Source organism: Methylophaga sp., assembly GCF_009711715.1.
Lineage (GTDB): Bacteria > Pseudomonadota > Gammaproteobacteria > Nitrosococcales > Methylophagaceae > Methylophaga.
Window position 1 is genome coordinate 81,786 of record NZ_VENF01000014.1, and the last position, 16,068, is coordinate 97,853.

13 protein-coding genes and 3 tRNA genes are annotated in these 16,068 nt (G+C 50.7%); 10 read left to right on the plus strand and 6 right to left on the minus strand.

Annotated features, from left to right (window positions below):
• Positions 1-29 precede the first annotated feature (29 nt).
• The 3 genes from FH755_RS11190 to FH755_RS11200 are packed head-to-tail and all read left to right on the plus strand — an operon-like array spanning position 30 to position 3,717.
• The gene (locus FH755_RS11190) at positions 30-1,496 is read left to right on the plus strand and encodes a NarK family nitrate/nitrite MFS transporter (RefSeq protein WP_292441201.1); all 1,467 of its coding nucleotides are present in this window, start codon (positions 30-32) and stop codon (positions 1,494-1,496) included.
• An 11-nt stretch (positions 1,497-1,507) separates the two neighbouring features.
• Positions 1,508-3,232 (plus strand): bifunctional protein-serine/threonine kinase/phosphatase, encoded by a 1,725-nt coding sequence (locus tag FH755_RS11195; protein WP_292441202.1) that lies wholly within the window; start codon positions 1,508-1,510, stop codon positions 3,230-3,232.
• Positions 3,233-3,285: 53 nt separating this feature from the next.
• Positions 3,286-3,717: an Rrf2 family transcriptional regulator gene (locus FH755_RS11200; RefSeq protein WP_292441203.1), complete on the plus strand. Its 432-nt coding sequence runs from the start codon at positions 3,286-3,288 to the stop codon at positions 3,715-3,717.
• On the opposite strand, the gene FH755_RS11205 is transcribed toward FH755_RS11200, so the two are convergent.
• The 5 genes from FH755_RS11205 to rnr all read right to left on the minus strand — a co-directional run bounded on the left by FH755_RS11205 (position 3,692) and on the right by rnr (position 8,072).
• Positions 3,692-4,531, minus strand: coding sequence for a CHAD domain-containing protein (locus FH755_RS11205; RefSeq protein WP_292441204.1), 840 nt, complete (start codon positions 4,529-4,531; stop codon positions 3,692-3,694). The genes FH755_RS11200 and FH755_RS11205 overlap by 26 nt on opposite strands.
• 26 nt (positions 4,532-4,557) lie before the next feature.
• Positions 4,558-5,085: a histidine phosphatase family protein gene (locus FH755_RS11210; protein WP_292441205.1), complete on the minus strand. Its 528-nt coding sequence runs from the start codon at positions 5,083-5,085 to the stop codon at positions 4,558-4,560.
• 313 nt (positions 5,086-5,398) lie between these two features.
• Positions 5,399-5,474 (minus strand) — tRNA-Thr (locus FH755_RS11215).
• 206 nt (positions 5,475-5,680) lie between these two features.
• Positions 5,681-5,756, minus strand: a tRNA-His gene (locus FH755_RS11220).
• 147 nt (positions 5,757-5,903) lie between these two features.
• Positions 5,904-8,072 carry a ribonuclease R gene (gene rnr, locus FH755_RS11225; RefSeq protein ID WP_292441206.1) on the minus strand — a complete coding sequence of 723 codons (2,169 nt, stop codon included), beginning with the start codon at positions 8,070-8,072 and terminating at the stop codon, positions 5,904-5,906.
• Positions 8,073-8,114: 42 nt separating this feature from the next.
• Here rnr and FH755_RS11230 point away from each other — a divergent pair.
• The 4 genes from FH755_RS11230 to coq7 all read left to right on the plus strand — a co-directional run bounded on the left by FH755_RS11230 (position 8,115) and on the right by coq7 (position 11,348).
• Positions 8,115-8,201 (plus strand) — tRNA-Leu (locus tag FH755_RS11230).
• 330 nt (positions 8,202-8,531) lie between these two features.
• The gene (locus tag FH755_RS11235) at positions 8,532-9,479 is read left to right on the plus strand and encodes a chemotaxis protein (RefSeq protein WP_292441207.1); all 948 of its coding nucleotides are present in this window, start codon (positions 8,532-8,534) and stop codon (positions 9,477-9,479) included.
• 142 nt (positions 9,480-9,621) lie between these two features.
• Entirely contained in the window at positions 9,622-10,680 is a 1,059-nt protein-coding gene (locus FH755_RS11240; RefSeq protein WP_292441208.1) for a GGDEF domain-containing protein, read from the plus strand.
• 23 nt (positions 10,681-10,703) lie between these two features.
• Complete coding sequence (coq7, locus tag FH755_RS11245) at positions 10,704-11,348, plus strand: 2-polyprenyl-3-methyl-6-methoxy-1,4-benzoquinone monooxygenase (protein ID WP_292441209.1); 645 nt, start codon at positions 10,704-10,706, stop codon at positions 11,346-11,348.
• A gap of 11 nt (positions 11,349-11,359) precedes the next feature.
• Here coq7 and FH755_RS11250 read toward each other — a convergent pair whose 3' ends face one another.
• Positions 11,360-11,665: a PilZ domain-containing protein gene (locus tag FH755_RS11250; protein WP_292441210.1), complete on the minus strand. Its 306-nt coding sequence runs from the start codon at positions 11,663-11,665 to the stop codon at positions 11,360-11,362.
• Positions 11,666-11,745: 80 nt separating this feature from the next.
• Between FH755_RS11250 and FH755_RS11255 the strand changes: the two genes are divergently transcribed.
• The 3 genes from FH755_RS11255 (at position 11,746) to FH755_RS11265 (ending at position 15,956) form a co-directional block, all read left to right on the plus strand.
• Positions 11,746-14,139: a Lon protease family protein gene (locus FH755_RS11255; protein WP_292441211.1), complete on the plus strand. Its 2,394-nt coding sequence runs from the start codon at positions 11,746-11,748 to the stop codon at positions 14,137-14,139.
• Positions 14,140-14,210: 71 nt separating this feature from the next.
• Positions 14,211-14,612, plus strand: a complete 402-nt coding sequence (locus FH755_RS11260) for a hypothetical protein (RefSeq protein WP_292441212.1) — start codon at positions 14,211-14,213, stop codon at positions 14,610-14,612.
• A gap of 96 nt (positions 14,613-14,708) precedes the next feature.
• A complete protein-coding gene (locus tag FH755_RS11265) occupies positions 14,709-15,956 on the plus strand; it encodes a hypothetical protein (protein WP_292441213.1) in 1,248 nt (415 codons plus the stop codon).
• The last annotated feature ends 112 nt before the right edge of the window (positions 15,957-16,068 follow it).

Below are 16,068 nucleotides of genomic sequence, written 5' to 3' on the forward strand. Positions count from 1 at the left end.
TAACGTGTTCTAAAGAGAGAACTGAATTCATGTCCAGTCAAAAGCTAAACCTCCTGTCTTTCAGTGGCAACATCCGTACTCTCCATCTGACCTGGATGGCCTTTTTTATCACCTTTGTGGTCTGGTTTAACCATGCACCGCTGATGGTGGCGATTCGCGACACGCTCGGTCTCGATGACCAGCAGGTGAAAACGCTGTTAATCCTCAATGTGGCGCTGACTATCCCTGCCCGCATCGTAGTGGGGATGCTGGTCGATAAATACGGTCCCAAAATCATGTTCAGTATGTTGCTGGGCATTTCCAGTTTTATCTGTTTCTTTTTCGCCATTGCCGACAGTTTTGAGCAGATGGCGGTAGCCCGCTTTATGCTGGGTTTTGTCGGTGCCGGTTTTGTTATCGGTATCCGGATGATTTCCGAGTGGTTCCCGGCTAAACAGGTCGGTCTGGCTGAGGGTATCTATGGCGGCTGGGGTAACTTCGGCTCCGCTGCGGCTGCCATGAGTCTGCCAACACTGGCTTTAATTTACGGCGGTGATGATGGCTGGCGTTATGCACTGGCAACCACCGGTGCCGTTGCGTTGATCTATGCCTTTATTTATTACAACAGCGTGTCGGACACACCCAAAGGCTCGACCTATTTCAAACCCAAGAAAAATGGGGCGATGGAAGTGACCAGCAAAGGCGATTTCTTCCTCTATATCATTATGAGCATTCCACTCTATGCAGCGCTGGCGCTGCTGGCCTGGAAACTGTCTCCCAGCGGTGTTGAATTGCTGTCGCAGCCTATCACTTATGCAATCTATGCCGGGCTTATCGCTTTGTTTGCCTATCAGGTGTATCACATCTATCAGGTCAACAAGGAGGTGTTTACCAGCGAAGTGCCTGAGATTCATCGTTACAAATTCAAACAGGTTGCCGTGCTTGACCTGGCTTATCTCGCGACTTTCGGTTCTGAACTGGCGGTAGTTTCAATGTTGCCGCTGTATTTCAGTGATACCTTTGATATCAGTGCGGTTCAGGCCGGCTTACTGGCCTCCGGTTTTGCCTTTATGAACCTGGTGTCGCGTCCGGTGGGCGGGCTGTTCAGTGACAAACTGGGGCGCAAACGCACGCTGACAATTTGTATTACGGGGCTGGCGATTGGTTACGTTGTGCTGGGTATGATCACGCCGGAGTGGTTACTGGTGTTTGCCGTTTTGGCGACCATGGCCTGTTCTTTCTTTGTACAGGCCGGTGAAGGCGCCGTGTTTGCCGTTGTGCCGCTGGTTCAGCGCCGTCTGACGGGACAGATTGCCGGTATGGCAGGTGCCTATGGTAATGTCGGCGCGGTGACTTTCCTCACCGTGCTGTCCTTTGTTTCAGCGCAGACCTTCTTCTTCGTGATTGCCGCGACTGCCGTGGTGACCCTGATTGCGGTACAGTTTATGGATGAGCCGCGCGGCCAGATGGCGGAAATTCTGCCTGACGGCACCGTGCAAATGATTGACGTTCATTAATAAGGGCTTCCATGGTAGCCAGGTTAAAGGTCAGGGTTGGCCAGTATTCTGATAAAGGGCGAAAGCCCGAGAATCAGGATTCACTGGGCTTTTCCGTGCCCGGCAACCCGGCGTTGCTCGATACCAAGGGTGTGGTCTGTGCGCTGGCAGATGGTATCAGCAGCAGTGCCGAGGGCAAACAGGCCAGCCAGGCCTGTGTGACCGGTTTTATCAGCGATTATTTCAGTACCCCGGATTCCTGGTCTGTCAAGCAATCCGGCGGCAAAGTGCTGACTGCAATCAATACCTGGCTGCATGGACAGAGCAGTCATTTCAAGGACGCCTCCCGGGGGCTTGCGAGCACATTCAGTGCGATGGTGATCAAATCGATCACGGCGCATCTGTTTCATGTTGGCGACTCACGTATTTATCTTTATCGCGATGGTGAATTGGAGCAACTGACTACCGATCACCGCATCCGCATAGATGAGAATAAGGAATATCTGGGGCGGGCTTTCGGTGTCGATTACTGTCTGGATATTGATTACAAGTCGCTGACGGTTGAGGTGGGCGACCGCTTTTTGTTTACGACCGATGGCATCCATGATGTGCTTAGTCATAAGCAGTTGCGGAGTTTGCTCGGTGGCGAAAATAGTGATCCGGATACGCTGGCCCACCAGCTGTGTGAGCAGGCATTGCAACAGGGCAGTATGGATAATGTCAGTTGTCTGATTCTGGCGGTGGAACAACTGCCAACACAGGATCCCAACGAAGTTTTTGCACAGCTGACTGCGCTGCCTTTCCCGCCGGAATTATACGAAGGCGTGATTCTTGACGGGTATAGAATCAGCCGTGAGCTGCATGCCAGCTCCACCAGCCAGCTCTATCTCGCTGTAGATACCGAAACCGGCGAGAGGGTGGTTATTAAAACACCGTCAGTGAATTTTGAGGATGATCCGGCTTATCTTGAACGCTTTCAGCTGGAAGAATGGATTGGTCGTCGAATTGATAACCCCCATGTGGTTCGCACTATTGAGCAGAAACGACCACGGCGCTTTCTTTATTACGTGCTTGAATATGTTAACGGTAAAACGCTGGAGCAGTGGCTGGATGATGTCGGCACGCTGGATCTCAAATCGGTGCGTGAACTGGTACCGCAGATTGCCTCCGGTTTAAGGGCATTTCACCGGCTGGATATGCTGCATCAGGATCTGAAACCCGGCAATATCATGATCAGTCACGATGGGGTGCTGAAAATCATTGACTTCGGTTCCACCAAAATCGCCGGTATCGCGGATATTTCGACACCAGTGGAGCGACGCGAACTGCTCGGTACCAAGCATTACACCGCACCGGAATATCTGATTGGCAGACCGGGCTCCACACAATCGGATCTATTTGCACTGGGCTGTATTGTCTACCAGATGCTCACCGGTAAGCTGCCCTACGGCGACAAACTGGCAGCGGTGCGTGACCAGGCCGGCCTGAACCGCTTGCGTTATCGCTCGGTCAGTGAATCCATCAATGACATTCCCCACTGGGTCGATAAAGCTATACGCAGGGCGGTGCAGTTGTCACCGGAATCACGTTATGAAGCTTTATCAGAATTCGAGTCGGATCTGATCACACCCAACCCCGATTTTCTGCGTGAAGAGCAACTGCCTTTAATGCAGCGTAATCCAGTGGGGTTCTGGCGTGCAATGGCGGTGTTACTGTTCCTCTGCAACCTGGTGCTGATTTATTTTCTGAGTCGCTGATGATGTCTGTAGAATGAGATTATTAAACAACACCAGATAGCAGTCCGCCATTCATGCACCTCACGACTTTTTCAGATTATTCCATGCGTGTCCTGATGTATCTTGCCATACAGCAGGAACAGCGGGTGACGATTGGAGATATTGCAGAACGCTATCAAATCTCTGAAAACCATCTGACCAAGGTGGTCCATTTCCTGGCCAGAGCCGGTTATATCAAAACCACCCGTGGTAAGGGGGGTGGGCTCAGGCTGAACCGGGCTGTTGAGGCCATCAATCTGGGCGAGGTTATCCGCCAGACTGAAGGCGACGAGGGGCTGCTTCCCTGTGTCCAGGGCAAGGGCGAGTGCTGTTTGATTCCGGTATGCAGGCTGACGGGGATTCTACGGGAATCGCAACAGGCGCTGTATCAGGTGCTCGATAAATATACGCTGGCCGATTTACTCGTTGATACAGCGCCACTCAGCCGAATTCTGACACCGAACTGAGGTTTTGCCATGGCGGTGGCATGTTATTAAATCGCCTGAGCTGTTGTCGCAGCGTTTTCTTTAGATGCTCACTGTTACGCTGGCTCTCATCTAGAATAGTCTGAAATTCATCCTGTGCTGCCACCGGCAAGTCTGCCAGCATTGTCTGCTGCACTGCCGCATCATGAATATCACCCAACTGGTCCTGCAATGCTTTCATCATATTGATGAAGCTCTGGCTCGTGGTGCCGTCCAGCGCCGGCTCAAGAAACTCACAGCCATAACGCAATTGCTTGAAACTAATACGAAGCTGGTGCAGGGCCGCTTCATCATTCAAGTGTAATTCCTGGGTCTGTGTCTGCAGGTTCTGATAAAGCGTATTCAGTTGTTGCTGAGCCAGCGAGCGCAAAGACAGGGTCTGACGACAGCAATATTTTTTTTGCCAGTTTGTCTGCGCCAGTGCTTTTTTAAGTTGACGCCGACGTTTGTTGAACTTGCCTGATTTGAGGGTGCTGCAAAGCTGTTTGTATAGTCTGGCCTTTTTCTTATCCAAAGCCCCATACAGCTGAGAGTCTGATGCGGTTCCACTGAAATGTGTCAGCAGAAACACATCCAGATCACGCGCCGCATCCAATTGCTTTGCCAACTGCTTCAGTCGACGTCGCCACTGCTGGCGGTAAGCAGGTCTAATCACCGGACTGAAAATGGTCAGGGCGCTACGCATCTTACGCAGACTGATCCTGAGTTGATGAACACCTTCAGGGTCCCGGCCTTGAATCGCGACTTTGCGCCAGTGTTTGATGTTCGACAGTTCAGCGAGGAGCAGGGTTTGCAATACCTGGCAGGCCGGAGCACTGCCATTCAGTGCTTCTTTAGCAGTTTACCGTGAATCCGTTGTTTTAGTTCGCAGCTATCAGCTTTGAGATCCGCCCATTCGCCGTCAAATTCGAGCAGAACCAGCGAGGCCGGCAGCAGGCGTTTGCCATTGGGCTGATCACTGATGAAATCAGTCCGGCTTAAAGCATCAACCAGATCCTCCAGTGCTGGATTGTGTCCCACTATCAGGACGCGGCTGATACGCTCGCTGAGTGCGTGAAAAAGTGACAGAAAGGTATCTGTGTCAGCCAGATAAAGGGCGTCGCGCGGGCTTATACCATGTCTGTCGATCGAGAGTTGTTCACAGACTATTTCAGCTGTCTGTAAAGTGCGTTTAGCCGAGGAGCTGTATATCGATTGCGGAATCAGTTTCTGTTCAAGCAAAGCCTGGCCCAAATTGACTGCCTGTTGTCTGCCGGTTTCATTCAGCGCTCTGTAAAAATCACCGGCTGGAGAGTCTGGCTCTGCCTTGGCGTGACGTAAGATCATGATTTGTTTGGTATTTTCCGCCATTACGTAACAACCTCGGATTAGCTTGCTGGATAAAAGGAAACTTTTTTTGCTCACAGACGCTGCCTGTCTGACCAAGCATAATCAGCGAGACTGACAGATGCAATGTCGACATCGCATTGAGCAAAACGGGCTGCTGGCGCTTTTTTGAGCAGTGGCATTATTATTCATGCTGGGAACAGCTTAAGACTTTTTGCGTCTGATACCCACAGACTTATCCACAGATATTGTGAATAAAAATTCTGGCTTTGCAGCGGAGCAGAAAGACGACGGAAACAAAAAAGGGCCATGCAAAAGCATGGCCCTTTATTTGTTCTGGAGCCGGTGATAGGACTTGAACCTACGACCCACTGATTACAAATCAGTTGCTCTACCAACTGAGCTACACCGGCAATGAAGAAGCGCATTATACGTACGAGGCAGTGACTCTGCAAGTCATTTGCCTGCTACTTTTACATGGCATCGCTAAGTTATTGAAGTCAGGTAAAACTGAGGTTCGCCAACGCCGCTCAGAATCTCAAATACAGCGCTGGATAGGAGCACAGGCAGGGAGTCTTGGTAAAGCTGCTAGTTGGGGAACCGGATGGAAAGCAAAAAATGGGGTGAGTGATGGGGCTCGAACCCACGACAACCGGAATCACAATCCGGGACTCTACCAACTGAGCTACACTCACCATTAATTTTTTGCAGAAAGCGGGGCGTTTGCAGCCCCGTGCTTTAGAAAGACGATAATTTTACTGTCTTTATTTTTCTGGTCAAGGAAAATCTGTGTTTACAGCTAAGATTAACCGTGATGAAGCCGCTGCAAGAGCGGCTTATCGCTATACCAGTTCCAGATCGATTTTCTTTTCATCCAGATCGACGCGGACTACTTTCACGGTCAGTGTGTCACCCAGCCGGTAAACCTTGCGGGTGCGTTCACCGGTCAGTCGGTGACCAGTGGCATCGAACTGATAATAATCATTCTTTAAAGAAGTGACATGGACCAGGCCTTCTATGTAAATGTCACTGAGTTCGACGAACAGACCGAAACCAGTCACACCGCTGATCACGCCCTGATGGGTTTCACCGACGCGATCCCGCATATATTCACATTTGAGCCAGTCACTGACATCACGGGTCGCTTCATCAGCACGGCGGCTGGTCATCGAACAGTGATCACCCAGTTGCACCATGTCTTCGTGTGAATAGCGCCATTTGCTGACTTTGCGACCGCTAATGATGTGACGGATGGCACGATGGACCAGCAGATCCGGATAGCGGCGTATGGGAGAGGTAAAATGCGCATAGGCATCCAGTGCCAGCCCGAAGTGACCGATATTTTCCGGGCTGTAGACTGCCTGCTTCATACTGCGCAGCATGACGGTCTGCAGCAGGTGGCCATCCGGTCGTTTACTGGCTGTTGCCAGCAAGGAAGCATAGTGACGTGGTTGCGGATCATCTCCACCGCCGAGGAACAGCCCCAGTTCGCCCAGAAAGTCACGCAGTCCGCTCAGTTTTTCTTCTGACGGGGATTCATGCACGCGATAAAGAACCGGCAGCTTATGCTCAAGCAGGAAGCGGGCGGCACTGACATTGGCGGCTATCATGAATTCTTCAATCAAGCGATGGGCATCGTTGCGTTCGCGTGGCTGAATCGAGCTGATTTTACGGTTTTCATCAAACAGGAAATGGGTTTCGGTCATTTCAAAGTCGATGGCACCACGTTCATCGCGTGCCTTGAGCATGACTTTGAACAGTTCATACATGGTTTCAAGCGTTGGCAAGACGTGCTGATACTGCTCGCGCAGTGTCTTATCGCCATCAACCAGCATGGCTGCCACCTTGTCATAGGTAAGGCGGGCCTTTGAATACATCACCGCTTCGTGGAATCTGTGCGATTCGGTCTTGCCTTCCTGGTTGATTTCCATTTCACAGACCAGACACAGCCGCTCAACTTCAGGGTTTAATGAACAGAGACCGTTGGACAAGGCTTCCGGCAACATTGGTATGACCTGGCTGGGGAAATAAACCGAAGTACCGCGTTCACCGGCATCCAGATCAAGCGGGCTCTCCGGTTGCACATAATGTGATACATCAGCAATGGCTACCCATAGACGCCAGTTGCCATTGTCCATCCGCTCCGCGCAGACCGCATCATCAAAGTCACGAGCATCTTCACCATCGATTGTGACCAATGGCATATCGCGTAAATCCAGCCGCCCTTCAATGGCATCCTGGGGAATGCTGTCACCAAACTGCTCTGCCTGCTGCAGGGCTTTATCTGACCATACATGCGGCAGTTCAAAGTCGCGCAGGGCAATATCGATTTCCATGCCCGGTGCCATATGGTCACCGATGATTTCCACCACCCGCCCCAGCGGTGAACGATGGACATTCGGGTTTTCAGTGATCTCGATTTCGACAATCTGATTTTCCTTGGCACCGATAAGCGCTTCCGGCGGAATCAGAATATCCTGACTGATACGGCGATTATTGGGGATCACAAAATAGATGCCGGCATCACGTATGAGACGACCCACGAGGTGAGTATTAGCACGGTGGGTGACTTCGACTATGGCGCCTTCCTTGCGACCTCTGCGATCGACACCGGTGATGCGGGCGAGGGCGCGATCGCCATGCAGGACACTGCGCATCTCGCGTTCACCCAGGAAAAGGTCTTCACCACCTTCATCAGGGATTAAAAAGCCATAGCCTTCGGGATGTCCCATCACCCGACCGCTGACCAGGTTCATTTTGGAAAGAACACCGTAAGCGCCCTTACGATTGCGCAATAGTTGCCCGTCACGCTCCATTGCCCGTAGTCGACGTCTTAAAGCTTCGTGTTCGTCTTCCCCTGTGATGTTCAGTAATTTGGCAATACCTTTACGGGTCAGGGGGACATTATTTTGCTTTAAAATCGAGAGGATAAACTCTCTGCTCGGGATGGGGTTATCGTATTTCTCGGCTTCACGCTCGAAGTTGGGATCGTTTTTCTTGTTATTAGTCATTGACAGTTTCAAATTCACTCTGTAATCTTTGCGCCTTCTTCAGCCCAGGTGGCGGAATTGGTAGACGCGCTAGCTTCAGGTGCTAGTGTACTTATGTACGTGGGAGTTCGAGTCTCCCCCTGGGCACCACTTCCGAATGGCAACACTTCTTCGTTGCCGCTTCATTTAAAAAATCCATTGTAATTTATTTTCTCCCGCGCCACAGAACTTAATTCTGGTCTGGCGGAATATCAGAATGCCGTCCGGTGCACATGTCTCATTTGTCCAGACAGGGCTTCGCCGCTCATGGCATAGTCTTATAGTACAGCAATATGCCTAAGCCTGCCGGCTATTTCAATACCATTCCCAAACCGCCTTGATCACATTTGTCGATGTTTGCTCAAGATTTCATGATAATGTCCGCTATTCAATTTATGAGAAGTCTGTCACATCATGACAGCGGGTATAGCGGGAAATTTTATGGCTACATTTATCGATTCCATTGACGAGCGCACCAAGCTCGCCGGCACCAACCACTTGGAAGTACTCTTATTCAACCTAGGCACCAGTGATGCAACCGGACGCAATGAAGTGTTCGGCATTAACGTATTCAAAGTACGCGAGGTTTTGAATATTCCCGAGATTACTTCGGCGCCGGAAATGCCGGACGGCATTGAAGGGTTTGTCAGTTTGCGCGGGGATATGGTTCCAATCATCAATCTGCAGAAATTCTGCCATCTACAGTCCAGGGACGAACCCCGGATTCTGATGATCACCGAGTATAACACGCATGTACAGGGCTTTCTGGTCAGTTCAGTGGATACTATCCAGCGACTTAACTGGGAGCAGGTAAAAGAACCACCGCAACTGATTTCCAAGCGGTTGGGCGGCCTCGTCACCGCTGTAGCAGAACTGAGTGATAATCGCCTTGTGATGATTATGGATGTGGAGAAAGTGCTGGCCGATGCCGGTGAGTTCTACGATGAAAGCGTATTTGATGGTATCCGTCACATTGGTGAGCATCACCAGTACCGCCTGTTGTTTGCCGATGATTCCAATATAGCCCGCAAACAAATCAAAAAAACGCTGGATGTGATGGGCGTTAATCATCTGGGCGCAGTGAACGGCGCAGAAGCCTGGCAGTTACTGAGCAAGCTTGCGGATCAATGCGACCAGGAAGGCCGTGACATCACCACTGAGATCCAGGCGGTGCTGACCGATGTGGAAATGCCGGAAATGGACGGTTATGTGTTAACCCAGAAAATTAAAGCTGATCCCCGTTTGTCGCATCTGCCCGTTATCATGCATTCGTCGCTGACGGCGCAGGCCAATCAGGCAATGGGGCGTGGGATTGGTGCTGATGCTTATGTGTCAAAGTTTCAGCCGCGCGAACTGGCCGATACGCTGGAACACTTTCTGAAAAAATAAAATTCGGAAACTCCCAATAAATCAAATAGTAACGATTGCTACGCGGCAGGAATTAGACTAATCTGTCAGGATTTTGTGATCTTTATCACGTATGGGTGCGGAGCAAGGGAAAAATGCAGAATAAGCAGACAAGGCACGTGGCATGATCCATAACAGTATTCGAATCGTGGATAATCTGGCTGAAATCACCAGCCATCACGATCGGCATGTACTCGAGAAGAGTCTACTCAAAACACTCAATGAGTTGTTTCCAACCCAGGATTTGCGGCTGTTCCGGGTGCGTGAGCTAAGTGATGGTCACGAACTGAGTCTGCTGGCCTTTTGTGTCAACAGTGTGATTGTCTCCACCGATGACAATCCCAAGCTGTTGAGTGGTGAGTCAGAGATTAGCGCCGCGATTTACCGTGCCATCGAAACCGGTGATGTGGAACTGAGTAGTAACGAGAAAGGCGACTGGCATGTGGTCTACCCAGCCTTTGATTCCCATGGCGATATCTTCGCGGTATTACTGATCTCCACTGACACGCTGCCTTCAGCCAGCGACCAGCGTCTTGTCTACGGTATTCTGCGCGTGTATTCCAATTATCTTGCCCTGATTGAGAAAACCCAGAAAGACAAGCTGACCGGTTTATACAACCGCGAAACGCTGGATAATGAAATCACCAAAATTCTGGTCAGACAGAGCGATCACCTGGAGGAGGCAGTGTCTTCTCCCAATGATTCCCGTCGTCGTACCTATGCCATTAAATACTGGTTGGGCGTAATTGATATCGACCATTTCAAATCGATTAATGACAATTACGGCCACCTCTATGGTGACGAGGTCATTATTCTGGTCGCACGCCTGATGACTTCCGGCGTGATCCGTGATGATGATCTGGTCTATCGTTACGGTGGAGAAGAGTTTGTTGTGGTGCTCAAGGCTCCCGATGAAACCGATGCGATGAATACCTTCGAACGCATCCGGCAGATGATCGCAGACTATGACTTCCCGCAGCTCAAGCAAGTGACAACAAGCATTGGTTTTGTCGAGATCAGCCATCAGCAATCACCTTCAGATGTCATTGGTGAAGCTGACGAAGCCTTGTATTTTGCCAAGCAGAATGGTCGTAATCAGGTGCAAAGCTACAGGCAACTGGTCGCAGAGGGCCATATTCAGCCAGTATCAAAACTTGCCCACGGTGATGTAGAATTGTTTTAGGATTGCTACAAACAGACGCCCTCATGAGCGAAAGACACTACAGCCTGTTCGACAAATTTATAATCGAGTTTGATAAAGCCCTGACAACGGTAGCGGGTCAACCGGAAACTACGTCAAGACCAACACCGGGTGAAGAACTTGAAGAAACCGAACTGACCGCACTGGAGCGTAAACAGTCAGCCGGCCTGATGCGGGTGAACCATGCCGGTGAAGTGTCGGCGCAGGCCTTGTATCAAGGTCAGGCACTGACAGCAAAGCTTCCTAAAGTCAGAGAAGCAATGGAAGTCGCGGCCAGAGAAGAAAATGATCATCTGGTCTGGTGTCAGCAACGGCTTGATGCTTTATCTTCACATACCAGTGTGCTCAACCCGTTCTGGTATGCAGGCTCTTTCACACTGGGAGCGATCGCCGGCAAAATTGGCGACAAATGGAGTCTGGGATTTGTGGCCGAAACTGAAAAGCAGGTCGTTGAACATATCGACGGGCACCTGAAAATTATCAGTGAACGGGACCAGAAAAGCCGCGCCGTGCTGGAGCAGATGAAGATCGATGAAGCCCAGCATGGTACCAAGGCACTGGAAGCCGGCGGGGCCATGTTACCGACACCGGTCACCAAGTTGATGGGGCTGGTGTCCAAAGTCATGACCCGCAGCAGTTACTGGATCTGACTGACTTTATGCTACTGGGTGCTGTTCAGCGCCACCGAAATTAAATATTTGCCGCTCTCAGCCGGATCCGCTTCCACCCGCAACACTTCGCCATCGGCCACAAACGGCGGCAGGCGTTCATTGTCGGTGTGCATTTCCAGGTGTAATTCTGCGCCCAGCGGTGGCGCATAATCCGCCTGCATCAGCAGACCTGTGGCGCTCAGATCCCGGCTTAACCCCTCATAAGTGATGTCACTGTTTCTATTCACACTGAAACGCACTGTTGTTTCAACCCGCATTCTGGTGAATGACCGTTTTTCCTCGTAATCCTGTGACATCGATGACTCCGTAATTGTTCTGTTGCCTATCTGTAACGGCTGACCTAAGCTTAAGGTAACGCATTCAAACAGGGAACACCATGCAGAGACGTACCGAACTACAGGTCAATGATCTTTATCAGCATTGTGACCCGAATAACTGGCAATTCAAAACCACAGCCGAGCTCGAAACACTCCCCACCATTATCGGCCAGGACCGGGCGCTGAGCGCCATCGATTTCGGTGTCAATATCGATGCCGAAGGCTATAACCTCTTTATCATGGGGCCTGCGGGTGTGGGTAAATACACCATGGTCAAGCGCTTTCTGGATGAGCATTCACGCCATCACGCACGCGCCAAGGACTGGGCCTATCTCAATAACTTTGCTGATCCGCAAAAGCCCTGGGCCGTGTCATTACCGGCTGGGCAGGGCAACCAGCTCAGGCAGGATATAGAGACCATTATCGGCCACCTGGAAACCGAACTGCCACAGGCGTTTGATGACGAATATTATCGTGGCCGCATGCGCTCCCTGGAAGAAGCAGCGCGTAAACACCGGGTCAGGTTATTTGGTGTGCTGCAAGCCGAGGCGGATCGTAAAGGTATCGTGCTGCTGCGAATGCAGGATGGCAGCTATGCCTTTGCCGCCCAGCGTAAGGGGCAGGCGATGACCTCTGAAGAATTTGAGCAACTGCCGGCGCATGAGCAGGAGAAAACGGAAGACGCCATTGCCGATCTGCATGAAGAACTGCAGCACACCCTACTGGAGCTGCGCGAGTGGGAACGTGACAATTTCCGTAAATTGCAGGCGCTGAATGATGAGGTCGCGCTTGAAGTTATCAGTAAGCATATCAATAAGATCAAACATGCCTATCCCAGTTCGACCAAGTTGCAGCTCTATTTCGAGGCGATGCTGAAAGATATCCGCGATAACGTGGATGCTTTCGTCAAGCAGGAAGCCAGCTCGACTGAAGAGGCTGCCGGTGAGGATAGTCTGCTCAAACGTTATCAAATCAATCTGGTTGTTGATAATTCACAAACGCAGGGCGCACCGGTTATCTACGAAAACCTGCCACACCATCAGACCTTGCTCGGATGTGTCGAGAATATGGCGATGATGGGGGCGCTGGTCACCGATTTCAGTCTGATTAAAGCCGGTGCCGTGCATCGGGCCAACGGCGGCTATCTTATCGTAGATGCCGAGCAGCTATTGATGCAGCCTTTCGGATGGGAAGGGCTGAAACGGGCATTAAAATCACGCGAAGTCAGGTTTGATGCGCTGGAACGCATATACAGCCTGGTCGCGACAGTTTCACTGGAACCGGAGCCGATACCGCTGGATCTGAAAGTCGTTCTGCTCGGCGATCGCCATTTGTATTACCTGCTCTATGAACTGGATCCGGAGTTTGCCGGCTTGTTCAAGGTGGTGGCCGATTTTGAAGAACATATGCCCCGCAGTGCCGATAACGATATGCTGTTTGCCCGTATGATGGCCAGTACGATCGACAAGGAAAATCTGCTGCATATGGAGCGTGCCGCAGTGGCCCGTGTGATTGAGCACAGTGCCCGCTCGATTGAGGAAAACAGTAAGTTTTCTCTGCATCTCGGTGATATGACCGATCTGTTGCGGGAGGCGTCTTATCTCGCCAAACAGTCAGAGTCCAGGCTGGTCGGACGTGAACATGTACAGGCAGCCATTAATATGCGTGAACAGCGACTGGATCGCTTGCGCTCACAGATATACAGTCAGATTGAACGTCAGGTTATCGATATTGATGTGATTGGCAATCAGATTGGTCAGGTTAACGCCCTGTCAGTGCTGAGTATAGGCGGATTCAGTTTCGCGCAGCCTTCCAGGGTCACCGCCAGTGCCCGTTTTGGTGATGACAATATTATTGATATTGAACGTGAAGTCGAGCTGGGTGGGGATATTCACAGTAAAGGCGTGCTGATCCTCAGTGGGTATCTGGGCAAGACCTATGCTGCCGATGCGCCATTATCGATGTCGGCAAGCATTGTCTTTGAGCAAAGCTACGGTGAAGTGGATGGTGACAGTGCCAGTGTGGCTGAACTCTGTGCCTTGCTGTCATCGGTGGCAGGCATCTCGCTGAAACAGTCTTATGCGATCACCGGCTCACTGAGTCAGCAGGGCCATGTTCAGGCCATTGGTGGCGTCAACGAGAAGATTGAAGGCTTTTTCGATATCTGCAAAATGCGAGGTCTCACCGGTAAGCAGGGCGTCATTATCCCGGCTTCCAATGCGCAGCATCTGATGCTGAGGCAGGAAGTCATTGATGCGGTGAGCAAGGATCAGTTTCATATTCATGCCATTCATCATGTGAATGATGCGCTCAGTCTGTTGTCCGGGCTGGATGCCGGCGAGCGCAATGAAAAGGGTGATTTCACCGCGAACAGTTTTAATGCCGCTGTCGCAGAACGACTCAAAAAGTGGGCTGATTTGCATCGTCATGAAAAAGACAGTCAGCAGGAATAAGTAAAGCGCTCATGTCAGCATCCAGCATGCCGATAAACTGACTGAAATTTAATAATTCAGGAGTCCCTTTTATGCGTGGATTCATTTTCTTGATCAGCAGTTTGTGGCTGGGACAGACGGCAGCCATGTCTTTGCCGCCGGTGCCCACCGAGCCGATTTATTTTGAGCCCCCGGTGGTACAGGCTGAAGCTGGAGTACGGGTACTGACTTGCTATCAATTGGATATGGAAATCAATCAGTTACATCCTTATCGCTATAGCTATAAACCCCCGTTCTACGAGGATGGCACGAATAAACTGGCCACTGCACTTGTGGTGTTTGACAGTGTGCCTCTGGTGGAAGGCTGGCTGGGTCTGGGCTATCTGGGTTACTCGGCATTAGTGGATGAGAAAGAGGACAGAAGACAGATCCATGTCGAACAGCAAATTGCCTCTTTACAGCGTGTGAAAGCTGAAAAACACTGCTACGAATAAGAACTGATCAGGATCAATACTGCGAGCTATTTTGTTGTTGCTTTGATGACAACTCATGTAATATCGGGTTTAGCAATTACCCAGAGAGGTATGAAAATGAGTAGCACACTTGATATTAAAACAAAGTGGTACGAAGCGAATTTAAAGACAGCACGTGAAAGCCGCAGCAAATGGTACGAAGCTAACCTGAAACCGGCTGCAACGACTGATAAACCTTGGTACAAAGCCAACAAACGTCCGGCTAAAGAGGTAGAAATTCCTTGGTACAAAGCCAACTTGGTTCAGCACCAGGAGACTAAAAACAAATGGTATGCAGCGAACCTGCATCAGGCTGTCCAATCTGTTCGTGCTACCCGCAAATGGTATGAGGCCAATAAACAGCCATCTGAGGTGGAGAAGCGCTGGCAACATTTCAGTGAGGAAATGTACAGCGATGTGAAAAAAGCCTGGATGCGCTTCAACTTGGAACAGGCGAGGGAAACCCGCACCAAATGGTACGAAGCCAATCTGGATAACACGCCCACTGAGAAACACTGGTACGAAATCAGTGACGAAGTGGCTACGGAAACCAAGAAAAAATGGTGGAAAGCGAATCTGGAACAGGCCCGTATTTCACGACACAAGTGGTATGAAGCCAACTTGCATCCGGACCCGCACGCCGAACTGAAAAAACGCTGGCGTGAATCCAACCTGAAACTGATCCGCACCCAGCGCGCCAAGCAGAAATACTTTTCTGAAAGTGCTAACCGTGCCCATCAAAACCTGAAATGGTACAAAGCCAATGAACGTCCGGCCAAAGTGGTTGAAACGCATTGGTATGAAGCCAATCAGGTGGTGCATCATGAGACCAAACGCAAATGGTACGAAGCTAATTTGCAACAGGCCATCGCCAAGGTACGTGATCAGCGTAAATGGTACGAAGCCAATCTGGACAATACGCCGACAACGCGTCACTGGTATGACTTCAGAGAAGCGGGCGATACCGAATGGAAGCTGGCATTCCGTGAGGCTAATCTGAAACAGGCGCGTGAAAAACGCCATAAATGGTACGAAGCCAATCTGGATAACACACCTACTGAGAAACACTGGTACGAAATCAGTGACGAGGTGGCCACTGAAACCAAGAAAAAGTGGTGGAAAGCGAATCTGGAACAGGCCCGTGTCAGTCATCACAAGTGGTATGAAGCCAATATGCATCCGGACCCGCATCTGTCACTCAAGAAAAAATGGTGGCAGGCCAACCTTGATTTGGTCCGTACTCAGAGAATCAAGAGTGAATGGTTCCGTCAGAATACGATTATTGCCCGCGAGGCACGTAAAAAATGGGATCAGTTTGAAGACTAGCGCCTGAGATAATAGAGGCCGTCAGCGGGGCGAACGATTAAGCGCCGCTGACGGCTTTTTTGCGTCTGGGATGACGACAACAAAGCCTTTTAAGCTCAACAGCGAATCAATA

Excerpts from the sequence above, each read along its gene's own strand:
- FH755_RS11235 (WP_292441207.1), top strand. The coding sequence starts at position 8,532 with ATGGCTACATTTATCGATTCCATTGACGAGCGCACCAAGCTCGCCGGC.
- FH755_RS11250 (WP_292441210.1), bottom strand. The coding sequence starts at position 11,665 with ATGTCACAGGATTACGAGGAAAAACGGTCATTCACCAGAATGCGGGTT.
- rnr (WP_292441206.1), bottom strand. The coding sequence starts at position 8,072 with ATGACTAATAACAAGAAAAACGATCCCAACTTCGAGCGTGAAGCCGAG.
- FH755_RS11240 (WP_292441208.1), top strand. The coding sequence starts at position 9,622 with ATGATCCATAACAGTATTCGAATCGTGGATAATCTGGCTGAAATCACC.
- FH755_RS11190 (WP_292441201.1), top strand. The coding sequence starts at position 30 with ATGTCCAGTCAAAAGCTAAACCTCCTGTCTTTCAGTGGCAACATCCGT.
- FH755_RS11200 (WP_292441203.1), top strand. The coding sequence starts at position 3,286 with ATGCACCTCACGACTTTTTCAGATTATTCCATGCGTGTCCTGATGTAT.
- FH755_RS11260 (WP_292441212.1), top strand. The coding sequence starts at position 14,211 with ATGCGTGGATTCATTTTCTTGATCAGCAGTTTGTGGCTGGGACAGACG.
- FH755_RS11255 (WP_292441211.1), top strand. The coding sequence starts at position 11,746 with ATGCAGAGACGTACCGAACTACAGGTCAATGATCTTTATCAGCATTGT.
- coq7 (WP_292441209.1), top strand. The coding sequence starts at position 10,704 with ATGAGCGAAAGACACTACAGCCTGTTCGACAAATTTATAATCGAGTTT.
- FH755_RS11210 (WP_292441205.1), bottom strand. The coding sequence starts at position 5,085 with ATGGCGGAAAATACCAAACAAATCATGATCTTACGTCACGCCAAGGCA.
- FH755_RS11195 (WP_292441202.1), top strand. The coding sequence starts at position 1,508 with ATGGTAGCCAGGTTAAAGGTCAGGGTTGGCCAGTATTCTGATAAAGGG.
- FH755_RS11265 (WP_292441213.1), top strand. The coding sequence starts at position 14,709 with ATGAGTAGCACACTTGATATTAAAACAAAGTGGTACGAAGCGAATTTA.